Source organism: Xenorhabdus mauleonii (genome assembly GCF_900113945.1).
In the GTDB taxonomy this organism is placed as follows: Bacteria; Pseudomonadota; Gammaproteobacteria; order Enterobacterales; family Enterobacteriaceae; genus Xenorhabdus; species Xenorhabdus mauleonii.
In genome coordinates this window covers 18,663-33,347 of sequence record NZ_FORG01000026.1, presented here as the reverse complement: position 1 = coordinate 33,347, position 14,685 = coordinate 18,663, and the positions used below count along the sequence as shown (strand labels likewise).

The following is a 14,685-nucleotide window of genomic DNA, read 5'->3' as shown; positions in this document are numbered from 1 at the left end:
TTCATCGAAAACAACCTTACAAAACAGCTCATCATTTGAGATGGGACATACGTATCAGCACCTTGCAATTTGGCGTACTGAGAGGCACTTGTTTTTTGGCCGCAAGATCACAACCAACGGTAAGGAAAGCCTGCTCGTAATCTTCAAAATCAAAGACATGACTAACCAAACGGCTGACAGGAATGACGCCATCACGGATCATGGCATAGGCGCGATCAAAGCTGTTGTTCAATGAATCAATGGAACCAATGACAGAAAGGCTTTTATCCGCAATTTTCATGATGTCTAAAGTGGCATGTTTGTCTTTCAGCGCCACATTCAGCAATTTCCCACCGGGAGCCAGATGGTCAAAAATATATTCAGTCAATTGCCCGGTAGTATCCACGCACAAATCGATCAACGTAGATTTATCGCCATATTCCTGTATCAATGCTTCATCAAAATCTGAATACAGGCGGCACTCCGGCGGTAAATTATTTTTGGCGAACTGAATGCGACTTTCATTTTTCTCAACCATGAATGCCTTGACACCACGCTCATACAGCGCCCAAATATATAGCATGCCCATTGGGCCGGCCCCAGCGACTACCGCACGGATATTGGTATGGGTAATTCCCAGTTTATCTACACCTGTCAATGTGCAGCTCAGTGGTTCCGTTAACGAAGCCTCTTCCATGCTGACATGTGCATCTAGCTTGATCAGTAAATTCTCTTTTGCCAAATATTGGCCTGCAAACGCGCCATCATAGGAAACTCCCGCTTCCGTGCCGAATTTATCTTCACAATGGTTAGGATTTCCGGTTTCACACATCCGACAATGCCCGCAAGAATAAGTCGGATTGATGACAACACGATCCCCAACTTGAAACTGAGTCACACTACTACCAATTTGAGCAACTATTCCTGCGGTTTCATGACCTAGTGTCGTTCCCGGCACAGCCACCGGATAAGAACCTGTGATGATCCCAACATCTGTACCGCAAATACCGCATACCGCAATATCAACAACAACATCATCAGGTTCGATGCAAGACAATGCCTCAACTTGTTGAGTCCGGACGTCCCATGCTTGGTGGTATTTAAGTACTAACATTATGCAGTCTCCCCAATTGTTCGAGAGGTGGTTGATAATTCAGAGAAAGTCAGATCCAGCTTATGCAGGATTTCATTGAGGTGTTCCTGCGTGCAAATCAGTGGCGGGCGCACTTTGATTGCTCTCCCTTTACCATAACGGGAACCACGTACAATCAGATGGTGGCGATTGGCGGTTGCAATTACCTGTGCAGCAAATTCCGGGCTTGGCGTATCAAAGCCATACATGTAGCCCACACCCCTGACCCCGGTGATCTCTGGATATTTGCTCTGTAGCTTCAACAACCCATCGCGTAAGCAGGCCTCATTTTTCTGAACATTTTCTAAAATATGTTCATCTTCAATAATGTCGATGGATTCATTGAGAGCGATTAAAGAAAGGGGGTTCGCCCCGGAAGTGCTGGAATGTTCAAATGACTCCAGTACATCCAGTGACTGGCGCATCAGCACTCCTCCCGTCGGAATACCTATTCCGCCGGCACCTTTGGCGAATACGATGATATCTGGCTCTAATTCCTTGGCATAACCCGTTGATGCAAAAAAAGTTCCGGTACGGCCAAAGCCGGTCTGTACTTCATCGGCAATAACGATAATGCCATATTTACTGCAAATCTCCCTGACCTTCCGGTAAAACTCCACAGGGAAAACAATATTTCCGCCATTCCCTTGAATAGGTTCAATAATCAAACATGCAATATTATCGCTAGAGCCTAATTGAATGAATTGTTCTAAATCAACAAATTGTTCTGAATTAACATAGTTATCTTCACCTAAAGAAGATTCTGAAAATACACTTTCTGGTGCAGGGATCTTTATTGATCCATCAATATTGATATGGAAGTTTTTAATTCTAAATGCATTACCCGAAATCTGTGCTGTCGCAAGAGATTGACCGTGGTGAGCAAGAAAGAATGAAATAACACCTGAGCGCCCTGTTGCCTTTTGCGATATTCTGATAGCGCATTCTACCGCGCCAGAGCCGGAGACATCTCTCAACCAAATTCTATTTATTCCTTCCGGGGTATGTCGCTGTAATTTGGTTAAAATAAATTGTGACATTTCATATGTGTAAGCCGAGCTTAAATGCGTACATCTATCAATTTGCTGTTTAAGCTTTTCTGATATTCTATGATTCGTATAACCAAACGGCAAATTAAACGTCCCTGATGCCGCATCAATATATTCTTCTCCATCAATAATTAAATAAGGGCCATTCCCGGTAAAACGAGAAAGCATTGTTTCTAGATGATTCTTATTATCCATAGTTACTCACCACTATTAGTCATATAAATGATTACAAATGCACTTGTTGCGATGAGATAGATTAATCCCATTTAAATTTTATTTCGAATATAAAAAGGCCACAAAAAAAATTAAGTGCTTTTTAAAAGTTAATTTATATTTTTAATATTACACACTAGCTAATCAATCTATTTTTAGAATAATAAAAAAACAAACACCAAGAATTAATAAATATTCAACACCATTAGATAATAGTAGGTAAAACTTAATTAAATAGTGTTAATTAACTATAAAAAAACAGCATTAGAAACAATAATTAAATTCCCAGCCCCATCATTTTCATTAAAGTTTGAGCTTGATGAATAGCTTCTTGTCGATGAGTAATACCCATTTTTTGATATAGATTTCGTATATGCGTTTTGATAGTCGTCGCAGCCACATCTAATTCAGCCGCAATTTGATCATTGCTGTAACCTGAATAGATCAATCCTAAAACTTGCCATTCTCGCTGGGTAAGTGGACTATTGCGAATAAGCTCCGGCACATCAGGATGATTAAGTAGTTGCTCAACAAAAGCCTCATCAAAATGCGCAAATTTATGCCGGTGCTGGCGGTTTATTTCCCGCAGAATACGCTGCGCACGGTGTTGTTCCATTTCAGGCAAGATATTGAGTTGAATAAGCTGGCGTAACTGCAACGCCATAAGTTCCCCTTCCATAACAAAATGACTGATGAACCCTGTACGATTCGCTAAACTCAAGGCTTCCATCAAAATACTCTGTGCTTCGGCCTTGTTTCCCTGCTGCCAGTAAAGCAAGTTGCACAGTAGGAGATTACGGTTCAAGTCACTGATAAGTGACAGTTCTCTGGCGTAGGCATTCAGCTTATTCAAGATGGATTCGGCTCCGTCATATTGGCCCAGCAATATTTGTGCACGGGCAATATTACGCCATTGGTTCTGGTTAAAATGATTACAGAAACTTTCAGGTCGTTCAGCCTGCAATAACCATTGCGTTGCAGAATGGCTATCCTCCAGCCCCTGCCAAATGATGACACGCAATTTATCCGTGTTTGTTCGCCAGTCACGATGGTAATGGCCATTATTCAACAAATTTTCGCAGCGGGACAAATGACGACGGGCATTATCAATATCCCCCCGTACCAAAGAGCATTTCGCGAGCTGGGCCAAACATTGCAATTGCTGTTGAGGCTGGAAATTGGACAGCACTTCCAGCCCCCGACGTGCGGACTCTTCTGATTCGTCAATTCGCGCCCAACACCACAAAAGCTGCGAGCGAATCCTCAGCAAAAATTCATGCATCGGTAATTGTTCCAGATGCTGCTCACGGATCAGATCAAACGCATGGGTTTGCATATCATAGGCTGCCTGCAAATAGCCCTGAGCCAGTAAAATCTCACTTTGTTGCAACAATGCCCATAAAGCATAGTGATAAACATGACAAAGCCGAGCCAGCTGTTCCGTCTGCTTCATCAAAGCCAATGCACTGGTCAGTTGCCCATTGCAATGCAATACCTCCCCTTTCACCGACATCGCCACAATGCGGCCATATTGATTATCGGGCAGTAACGTTGCCAGCGCCTTTTCAGCCAAGGCATTGGCATCATCCGGCCGACCATCGTTAATAGCCACTTGGGCGCGCAAGGCATCAAACTCCGCCAGCAGTTCAGGTTCAATATCTATCTGCTTTTGCTTCAATGATTGCTCGGCCTGATTCAACAATGCATTCACTTCGTAATGCCGATGCTGGCTTTGTGCCAGCCACGCCTGTAACAATACGAGGCGGGGGCTTTCCAATAGCTGTTCATACGGCAGCGCATTCATGCACTCTTCCAGAAGGGACAGTTTGCTGTGATTAAATAATTCCCAGGCATGCTGCAACAAAATGTCACGCAGCAATACCGTATCGCCCGCGGCAAGAGCATGGTGAATGGCCTCTCCCGGATACCCCTGCATCAACCATCCTTTTACGGCTGCTCTGTGCAATTCCGGCAATTTCGCGGCAATTTCCCATTGGCAACGCTGCCGTAAAAATGAAGCGAACAAGGGATGAAAGCAGAACCATTCGCCGAAATCATCCATACGTTGGATAAATAACCCCTGGCGCTCAATATCTTCAAGGCGTTGCTGACCGTTTTCCTCTCCCGTCAGACAAACAATCAAGCCATCATTCATGGAGCGCAAGATTGAACTGTGCAGCAAAAAATCTCGTGTTGCCTGATCAACACGATTTAACACCTCATCCACAAGATAATCGGCCAGATGACTGGCATTGATTCCCGAAAGGCGTTTGGCTGACATTTCAGCTGTATTTCCTGATTGGCGGGCAGAAAGGGCGATCAGTTGCAATGCGGTTGCCCATCCTGCAACGTCATTACACAATTGCTTGCAATTATCGGCATCCAGCGGATTAGCCAAACGCTTGGCAAAAAATTGCTGAGTTTCCTGATAATCAAAGGCCAGTTGCTGGCTATCAATTTCCAATAACTGTTCACGCACTCGCAAGTTAGCAATCCCCAACGATGGCAAATGGCGGGACAAAATCATTAGAGTCAGATTTTCTGGTTGATGGCGGAGGAAGAAACGCATCGCTTCATGGATAACTTCATTGGCTATCAAATGGTAATCATCAATCACCAAAAAAATCGGTTGTTGCCATTCGCTTAGCTCAATAAACAATTGAGCAAACAAGGCCGATAAATTGGCATATTGATGCTTCTGGGCCAGAATTTCACTTTTTACGCAGTGACCTTGCGTGGCTTGCTGAATAGCCGCAATCAAATAACTGGCAAAACGCTCCGGTTGATTATCACTGTCATCAAGGGAATACCATCCCAGATTCTCCTGTCCTGCAGCCCACTGTGCCATCAGGGTTGTTTTGCCATACCCCGCAGGGCTGGTTACCAACACCAAGCGATGGCCCTGTGCTTCATTGAATTTTTCCAACAAACGTTCTCGCATGACCATATTGTTCAAGCGAACTGGGCGACTGAGTTTCGATGGGATAAGCATTAATTTTCTCCCCTCTTAAGCAATGAATGAAACGGATACCAGAATTTTTCCCTATGCGATAAAGCCACTTGCTTCATTGGCTTCCTTAACGCCCAACCAAATTTAGAGAAATGCCAATCTTTTGCAAACAAGTTGATTGATTTCATTGTGTTAAATTGCACCTTGTCACATTCTTTGATTGCAACCTTTCCATTTCTCAATGAAATTGCGAAAAGATTCGAAAGAAATGGCTACGCCCTTAAACTCCTCCCCGCGAATATTTTCATGGGATGATGTTTCCCCTCTCTCAAGCCTTCAGCATATGCCGCTAACGACTTCCTCTATATCACCTTTACTCAGTGACAGGACAACGATCCCATGCAACGATTCGAATTAGATAAAAATGCCAAATTAGATAAAGCGACGTTTCAGGCAGCCCTCACACGCCAATGGCAGCGTTTCGGTCTTGAATCTGCTCAGGAAATGACTCCGCATCAGTGGTGGCAAGCCGTTAGCTCCGCGGTTTCTGAATTACTTCCCCTTTCCGTCCAGCAAAACCAAGCTATCCCACCCACTGATGAACAGCGCCATGTAAACTATGTTTCAATGGAATTTTTGATTGGGCGCCTGACGGCCAGTAATTTGCTTAACCTTGGCTGGTATGGTGATGTAGAGGAATACTTGGCAGAAGATGGCATCATATTGAGCGATTTGCTGGAAGAGGAAACCGACCCTGCTTTAGGCAATGGCGGGCTGGGGCGGTTGGCGGCCTGTTTTCTCGATTCCATGGCAACGCTCAATCAACCCGCCACAGGGTATGGGCTGAATTATCAATACGGCCTGTTCCGCCAATCATTTGAACACGGGCAACAAATAGAGGCGCCTGATAACTGGGAAAGGGATTCCTATCCGTGGTTTCGCCATAACGCCCAACTAAAAGTCGAGGTTAATTTTGGCGGTGAAATCATAACAACTGCCGATGGCCATGAAGTTTGGGAACCTGCATTTACCCTGATCGGTGAAGCGTGGGATTTACCTGTTATCGGTTATGGCAATGGTGTTACCCAGCCGTTGCGCTTATGGCAAGCAACCTATGATAACCCTTTTGATTTATCCCTTTTCAATGATGGGGAATTCCTTCTTGCTGAACAGCAAGGTCTTGATGCCGCCAGCCTGACCAAGGTGCTCTACCCAAACGATAACCATCAAACCGGCAAGCGGCTGCGTCTGATGCAACAATATTTCCAATGCGCCTGTGCTGTGGCTGATATTCTGCGCCGCCATCAACGCGCTGGGCGTAAGATAGAAGAATTGCCGCAATACGAAGTGATCCAACTTAACGATACTCACCCAACTATCGCCATTCCGGAAATGATGCGCCTGTTACTTGATGAGTATCAGTTAGATTGGGAAGCTGCATGGGAAATTACAGGCAAAACGTTTGCCTATACCAACCATACTTTACTGCCAGAAGGCTTGGAACGTTGGGATGAACACTTGATGCATGAACTGCTGCCACGCCATCACCGCATCATCCAAGAAATCAATCAACGCTTCAAAAAAACCGTGGAACAGACTTGGCCCAATAGCCAACAAGTCTGGGAAAAACTGGCCGTTATCCATGATAGCCAAGTCAGAATGGCTAACCTCTGCGTTGTCGCCTGCTTTGCGGTCAATGGCGTGGCAGCACTCCATTCATCCCTGATTGTGACGGATTTGTTCCCTGAATATCATCAATTGTGGCCGACTAAATTCCACAATGTCACCAATGGCGTCACTCCCCGTCGCTGGTTGAAACAATGCAATCCCGCACTTTCTACATTGATTAGCCAAACACTAAATTGCGAATGGATTAATGATCTCAGTACCCTCAGACAGCTTGAACCGTATGCTGATGACAACGCCTTCCGTACAGACTATCGAGCCATAAAACAGGAGAATAAAATTCACCTGTCCAACTATGTCAATAAGGTCATGGGGCTTAAACTGGATCCTCATGCTATTTTCGATGTGCAGATAAAACGATTACATGAATACAAACGCCAGCATCTGAATCTGCTCCATATTTTGTCACTTTACCGACAAATTCAGGATAATCCTGAACTGGATATGCACCCCCGAGTTTTCCTGTTTGGCGCAAAGGCTGCTCCTGGTTACTATCTCGCAAAAAATATTATTGCAGCAATCAATCATGCCGCCGAAAAAATTAACCATGACCCTATTGTCCGTGATCGCATCAAAATCGCATTTATTCCCGATTACAATGTGTCTGTTGCTGAACTTATGATCCCAGCTGCGGATGTATCCGAACAGATCTCCACAGCAGGCAAAGAAGCATCTGGTACTGGTAATATGAAGCTGGCGCTGAACGGCGCGCTGACTATTGGCACCTTGGATGGGGCGAATGTCGAGATAGCGGAACAAGTCGGCAATGACAATATCTTTATTTTCGGCAAGACCGTCGAAGAAGCCAAAATATTGCTAAACAGCGGCTATAACCCACAGGATATTCTTCAACAGAACCACCATCTAAAAAGCATCTTGGACGACCTCGCCAACGGTGTATTCAGCCGTGGGGACAAACATGCTTTTGATCTCATGCTACATAGTCTAACTGAAGCGGGAGACCCATATTTAGTGCTGGAGGATTTTGCCTCCTATTGCCATGCCCACAAGAAAATTGACACCTTGTACCGTGACACTCAAGGCTGGGTACGCAGTGCTGTGCTCAATACTGCCCGCATGGGTAAATTTAGCTCTGACCGTACTATTCAGGATTATCAACAACGTATTTGGCAAATCCAGTAAAAACTGGAAGGTAGAAGGATTGGGTATGGAAAACAAATGTCTTGATGAATTGGCAACTGAAGCCGGTATCGCCAGTGAATTTATTAATGCCTATGGAAAGCCACAAGCTATCCCAGCTGAAATCAGGCATCGGATTTTACACGCCATGAATGCAGATATACCGGTCGAGAGGCCGGTATTTCACTCAAATACCTCCACACAGACTGCTTCTTTGCCTGATGTTATTGTTCTCCTTCAAGGGCAGGAAATAAACTTGCCTTTGGATGATACAAACAGTTATCAATGGCAGATACAGACTGAGCAAGGGGAAGTATTTCATAGTCGATGCCAGTATCACTTCACGTTATCAACCATCTTGCCCTTGGGGTACCACACTCTGACGTTAATACCGGAAGTGGAACCAGAAAGCAGTTCTCAGCGACAATCCAACCCAGCTCGATCCATGCAGCCTCAGTCCGTGCAACTTATTGTTGCACCAGAGCGTTGCTACGAACCACAAGCTATTACACATGGGGAAAAACTCTGGGGCGCATGCATTCAGCTTTATACTCTGCGCTCAGAAAAAAATTGGGGGATCGGTGATTTTGCTGATCTGAAATTCATGTTGCAAAAGCTGGCGCAATACGGTGGTGCCTTTGTGGGGTTGAATCCCCTGCATGCCATCTATCCTGCCATGCCGGAAAATGCCAGCCCGTACAGCCCATCATCTCGTCATTGGCTCAATATTATTTATATCGCCGTAAATCAAGTGGAAGATTTTAAATGCAGCCCCGAAGCACAAGCATGGTGGCAGTTACCCGAAACACAGCTCAAACTCCAGCAAACTCGCGAAACAGAATGGGTTGATTATTCCACGGTAATGGCACTAAAAATGTCCGCATTACGCTTGGCCTATCCACACTTTAAAAGCCGTTTGGCTGCTGATCCACAACAAACCCGCTTTCAACAATTTGTACGCAAAGGCGGTAAAAACCTTTACTTTCAAGCTGCCTATGATGCCCTTCACCATAAACTGTATGAAGAAAATAATACCTATTGGGGCTGGCCGGTATGGCCCGAAAAATACCGTGAGCCGGAAAGTGAAGCTGTCAAAGCATTCTGCGATACTCATTCAGAAGAAGTAGCGTTTTTCCTTTGGTTACAATGGCTGGCCGATATCCAACTTGCCGAATGCTTTTCCACCAGCCAAGCCAACCATATGCCAATCGGAATTTATCGCGATCTCGCTGTAGGCGTGGCACAAGGCGGCTCGGAAACATGGTGTAACAGGGATATTTATTGCACCAAAGCATCCGTAGGTGCTCCACCTGATATTCTGGGGCCTAAGGGGCAAAACTGGGGGCTTCCACCAATGAATCCTCATGTATTAAAAGCTCAAGCCTATCAACCTTTCATTGAATTACTACGCAGTAATATGCGCCATTGCGGTGCTCTGCGCATAGATCATGTAATGTCACTCTTGCGGTTGTGGTGGATCCCACAAGGGGAAACCGCAGATAAAGGTGTTTATGTTTCCTATCCGGTTGAGGATTTGCTGGCAATTCTGGCACTGGAAAGCCAACGTAATCAATGTTTAGTAATCGGCGAAGATTTAGGAATTGTTCCGGAAGAAATTGTTGATAAGTTACGGGTACGAGGGGTTTATTCCTATAAGGTGTTTTATTTCGAACGCAATGATAAGGGGGAATATCGTGCTCCCAATGAATATCCCGTGCAAGCTATGGCAACGATTACGACTCATGATTTACCCACTTTACGTGGATTCTGGCAGAAAGGAGATCTGACATTAGGTGAAAGCATCGGTTTATACCCTAATAAGGCACTTCTTGCTGAGTTATATGCTGAACGTAAACGTTGTAAACAAGCATTATTGGCAAGTTTAAAGCGACACGGTTATCTATCAGAATTAGAAATAATGCCTACAGAAGCTAATTTGCTCTCATCACAGCAAGCGACCACACAAAAATCGACATTACAAGAATCGATATTACAAAAAGAAAGCGAGCTTCCAATGTCAGCCCCTATCAACCAAGGCATACACCGATACATCGCTCATAGTCATTGTGCCTTATTAGGATTGCAACCCGAAGACTGGCTTGATATGGCAAACCCTGTCAACATTCCGGGCACCACAACGGAATATCCTAACTGGCGGCACAAGCTCACCGTTACATTAGAAGCTCTGTTTGCGGATGAACATATCAATCAACTACTGCAAACAGTAAACGAATATCGGAAATAATTCATATCCTCTTAAGAGCCACCTGAGAAAAAACAATATCGTTGGTGGTTCATTCTGGATTTGACACCCTCTCTATCCTAAAGAGGGTGTCGAAAAAGGATGAGATTTTACGGCACATCGGATAAAACCGGCGCAAAGTTTATCTAATCTCAACCTTTCACACTACCCGAGGTCAATCCACCAACCAGCCAACGCTGGGCAAGTAAGAAGACCACGGTAATGGGGATTGCGGAAAGCACGGCAGCAGCGGCAAAGTCACCCCAGAGATAATTTTGAGGATGAAGGTATTGCTGCATCCCTACTGCCAACGTGTAATTATCCACATCCCTCAATAATAGGGATGCCACAGGTACTTCTGTAATAACGCCAATAAAGGACAAGATAAACACAACAGCCAATATTGGTACAGAAAGCGGTAGTAATATCAAACGGAAAACTTGCCACGATGTAGCGCCATCCAGCATTGCAGCCTCTTCTAACGAACGGTCTATCGTTTCAAAATAACCTTTTATCGTCCACACATGCAGGGCGATCCCTCCCATGTAGGCAAAAATTACTCCTCCGTGGGTATTAAGTCCCAAAAAGGGAATATATTCTCCTAACCGATCAAACAAGGCATACAGTGCCACCAGCGAAAGTACCGCAGGAAACATCTGAAAAATCAGCATACTTTTCAGTAACGTGCTTTTGCCACGAAAGCGCATTCGGGCAAATGCATAAGCACACGTCGTTGAAAGTGCCACAATTCCGGTTGCCGTCATCAGCGCGATTTTTACCGAATTCCAAAGCCATTGCATTACCGGAAATGGTGGAGGTATGACCTGCCCATCAGGCGTTTCAACACTATAACCAAATGCCAATTTCCAATGTTCCCATGAAATAGTGTCTGGAATGAGGCTACCAGTTGCAAAATTTCCCGGCCGCAAAGAAATCGCAATCACCATCAACAGAGGAAACAAGATTAAGGCAATAAAAGATAACATCAGGATATGTGTGAGCCACACCCGCCACCGTTGCGATTTAGGTTGCACCATCGCCATATTCTTTTTCTCCTCAATCAAATTTAATGCGAGTGGTTTTTAAATTGATGATCGCCAAAGCACCCACCAGCAGAAAAATGAGGGTCGCAATAGCGGCTGCCAGACCAAAGTCTTGCCCACCACCACCTTCAAACGCAATGCGGTAGGTATAGCTCACTAGCAGATCGGTATAACCTGCCGGCGTTGTTGTACCAATATGATCTGGCCTGCCGTTGGTTAATAACTGTATCAGGACAAAGTTATTAAAATTAAACGCAAAACTGGCTATCAGCAGCGGCGTCAACGGCTTTATCAGTAATGGAAAGGTAATTTTGCTAAAGTTCTGCCAGGTTCCAGCCCCATCAAGTGCAGATGCTTCATAAAGATCATTAGGGATTGCCTTTAATAATCCCATGCAGAGGATCATCATATAGGGATAGCCCAGCCACGTATTCACGACTATCAACATCGTTCTGGCTAATGTGGGATCAGTGAACCAATCCGGCTTCAGACCAAACAGACCATTTAGCACCAAATTAATTTCACCAAAACTTTGATTAAACAATCCCTTAAAAATCAAAATAGAGATAAAGGAAGGAACAGCGTAAGGCAAAATAAGCAACACGCGGTAAATTGCCCGTCCCTTAAGGGCTTCCCATTGCATGATACAGGCAAGGATCATACCCAATGCAGCGGTTAATATTACCGTGAGCAAAGAGAAAATCACTGTCCAGACAAATATGGATAAAAAAGGTTTCTGGATACCTTCATCCTGTATAACCCGCAAAAAGTTTTTCCAACCAATAGAAACAGTGAACCCCGGACTTAACGTCTCTTTATCCCATTCCCCATTCGCGTTAATGGATTGATAGAACCCTGTATCCATATTCGGGCGGTACTGTATGCCAGTCTGTTTATTCGTCAATGTCGTCCCATCTTCCCCAAGAGAATAAAGGGGATGTATGGCCGAGAACTGGCGCAGAGAGCTCATTCGCAATTGACTACTATCGGGAAGGACGGCTACCAGCAAACCTAGTTTCTGCCGATTTTGAGTAATGGTACGTAATGTCGCAGCATGACTGGCAAAATCATCTTCTTGCTCATGTAAATTAAGATCCACCTCTTCTTTATCAAGATCAGAAAATGAAAAAGGGACCGATACAAGTAATTGCGTACTGTCAGGCGTGTTGAATGCCAAAACCCAACGCTCATCAGATACAGGATACAATTTGAAATTAAATGGTTGCCCTGCTTGATACTGGCGGCTCATTAACACAGTTTGAGCTCGCTCAAATGTTAATTGATTGGAACTACTGTAATTTGTAAAAGCAATGGCTATCGTACAAATAAGCGGAAACAGAATAAACAACCCTATTCCCGCAATCCCCGGATAGGTATAGCGCCAGACATAAGCCCTGCGATTAGAAAAAACATAGATGCCACTTCCCAGTAATATTAATGTCAACATCGCAAACAGGTATTCGCCCCGTGCATACATTAATACAACCAAATAACCAGTAAAAAGCAGGCATAAACCGATAGCCAACCATTTCAGGGCAGAATGCTGCCACCATACTTTTTTTTCTAATGTCGCTGACATGTTGCACTTCCTGTTACTATTTCCCAGTCATTAAATTTTCCCGGGAATTACATTCCGGTAATCAAATCCCGAAATTAATCCACCACTGAAATAAGTACTACTGGAATAGGTGCTAAGGCTCCTTAAAAAGCAGGAGCCTTACATTTATTTTGTTATTCTCACTTCTGCATCATTGAGCGCCGCATCTACTGTTTGGCGACCACTCACGACATTGAGAACGGCACTGCGCATTGCATACCAGAAGCTACTCATTTGTGAAATATTCGGCATGATTTCACCTTTCTGGGCATTTTCCATTGTGGCAGCTATACGGGGATCTTTCTCAAGGATCGCCTGATAAGATTTCAAGGCCACCGCTCCCAATGGCTTATCCTTATCCATCATTGCCAACCCTTCATTGGTCAGCAGATAGTTTTCCAAAAACTCCTTCGCCAGTTCCTTATTGGGACTGGCCGCATTAATGCCCGCAGTCAAGATGCCAACAAAAGGCTTGGATGGTTTCCCCTTAAAGGTTGGTAATAAAGCAACACCATAATTGAGCTTACTTTTATCTATATTTGACCAAGCCCACGGGCCATTGATTGTCATCGCCGCATTGCCTTTATTGAAGGCAGCCTCAGCAATGGAATAATCAATATCCGCACTAATATGTTTATTTTTTATTAAATCAACCAAAAACTGCATACCCGCTTTAGAGCCTGCGTTATTTACGCCACTGTTTTTAACATCATAGGTTCCGTTTACTGCTTTGAATGCATATCCACCATCCGCGGCAATCAACGGCCAAGTAAAATAAGGCTCCTGCAAGTTAAACATAATTGCGCTTTTATTTTGTTTCTTAAGCTCGTTATCCAAAGCGGGGATTTCTTCCCAAGTTTTGGGAGGAGATTTGATTAAGTCTTTGTTGTAGATAAGAGAAAGTGCTTCAACGGCAACCGGATAACCCATTAATTTGCCATCATAACGAACTGCATCCCATGTAAAGGGGAATAATTTATCAATGAAGGATTGTTCAGGTGTAATTTCAGTCACTAACCCTGATTGTGCATAACCCCCAAAACGATCATGTGCCCAGAAAATGATATCTGGCCCATCTCCAGTAGCCGCTATCTGGGTATATTTTTCTTCCAGCTTGTCAGGGTGTTCAACAACAACAGGAATTCCGCTCTCTTTTGCGAATTTTTCACCAACCTGTGCCAGCCCGTTGTAACCCTTATCGCCATTAATCCAAATAACCAGCTTACCTTCTTCTGGTTTTGCAAATACAGGAGTAGACAATCCCCATGTTGCTAAAACAGAAAGCATTAGAGTGTGGACACTCACTTTCAAGATTTTTTTAGCCATCATTCCGCCCTTGTTTTTATTTATCAGTTCAGGATGAGTTTCTTTATTGCTAATTCATTAATTAATAAATAATTTATTCACGACTAATTTCTTTCTTCAGCACATAACCAAAAAATGGCTCTCAGTGTGCTATTAATAAAAAAAAGACTCATCATCCTTACCTCTACGCCTCAACTAATATGAATGTGAGCCAGTTTGCAAAAATAATTAAAATCAGAATGTTACCCCTTATAAAACATCATTTTTTGAGATATTAATCACACCTTTTCCGACAATTTGCTCCTCAATCATTCAATCTTATTAATCTCATCATCCTTATTCCTCCCCC

Annotated in this window: 8 protein-coding genes; 2 read left to right on the top strand and 6 right to left on the bottom strand. The window is 44.1% G+C overall.

Annotated features, from left to right (window positions below; all coding sequences use genetic code 11):
• Positions 1-31: 31 nt before the first annotated feature.
• From BM100_RS18325 to malT, 3 genes are all read right to left on the bottom strand, one after another.
• Positions 32-1,093: a zinc-dependent alcohol dehydrogenase gene (locus BM100_RS18325; RefSeq protein WP_092513605.1), complete on the bottom strand. Its 1,062-nt coding sequence runs from the start codon at positions 1,091-1,093 to the stop codon at positions 32-34.
• Positions 1,093-2,355, bottom strand: coding sequence for a class-III pyridoxal-phosphate-dependent aminotransferase (locus BM100_RS18320; RefSeq protein WP_092513603.1), 1,263 nt, complete (start codon positions 2,353-2,355; stop codon positions 1,093-1,095). The genes BM100_RS18325 and BM100_RS18320 overlap by 1 nt, the downstream gene beginning before the upstream one ends.
• 295 nt (positions 2,356-2,650) lie before the next feature.
• Complete coding sequence (gene malT, locus BM100_RS18315) at positions 2,651-5,365, bottom strand: HTH-type transcriptional regulator MalT (protein WP_092513601.1); 2,715 nt, start codon at positions 5,363-5,365, stop codon at positions 2,651-2,653.
• A gap of 357 nt (positions 5,366-5,722) precedes the next feature.
• On the opposite strand from malT, the gene malP reads away from it, so the two are divergent.
• The gene (gene malP / locus BM100_RS18310; RefSeq protein WP_092513599.1) at positions 5,723-8,152 is read left to right on the top strand and encodes a maltodextrin phosphorylase; all 2,430 of its coding nucleotides are present in this window, start codon (positions 5,723-5,725) and stop codon (positions 8,150-8,152) included.
• A 25-nt stretch (positions 8,153-8,177) separates the two neighbouring features.
• Positions 8,178-10,394, top strand: a complete 2,217-nt coding sequence (malQ, locus tag BM100_RS18305; protein ID WP_092513597.1) for a 4-alpha-glucanotransferase — start codon at positions 8,178-8,180, stop codon at positions 10,392-10,394.
• Positions 10,395-10,543: 149 nt separating this feature from the next.
• On the opposite strand, the gene malG is transcribed toward malQ, so the two are convergent.
• From malG to malE, 3 genes are all read right to left on the bottom strand, one after another.
• Positions 10,544-11,434 (bottom strand): maltose ABC transporter permease MalG, encoded by an 891-nt coding sequence (malG, locus tag BM100_RS18300; protein ID WP_092513595.1) that lies wholly within the window; start codon positions 11,432-11,434, stop codon positions 10,544-10,546.
• A gap of 13 nt (positions 11,435-11,447) precedes the next feature.
• Positions 11,448-13,013, bottom strand: a complete 1,566-nt coding sequence (gene malF, locus BM100_RS18295) for a maltose ABC transporter permease MalF (RefSeq protein ID WP_092513593.1) — start codon at positions 13,011-13,013, stop codon at positions 11,448-11,450.
• Positions 13,014-13,157: 144 nt separating this feature from the next.
• Positions 13,158-14,357: a maltose/maltodextrin ABC transporter substrate-binding protein MalE gene (malE, locus tag BM100_RS18290; RefSeq protein ID WP_092513591.1), complete on the bottom strand. Its 1,200-nt coding sequence runs from the start codon at positions 14,355-14,357 to the stop codon at positions 13,158-13,160.
• Positions 14,358-14,685 lie beyond the last annotated feature (328 nt).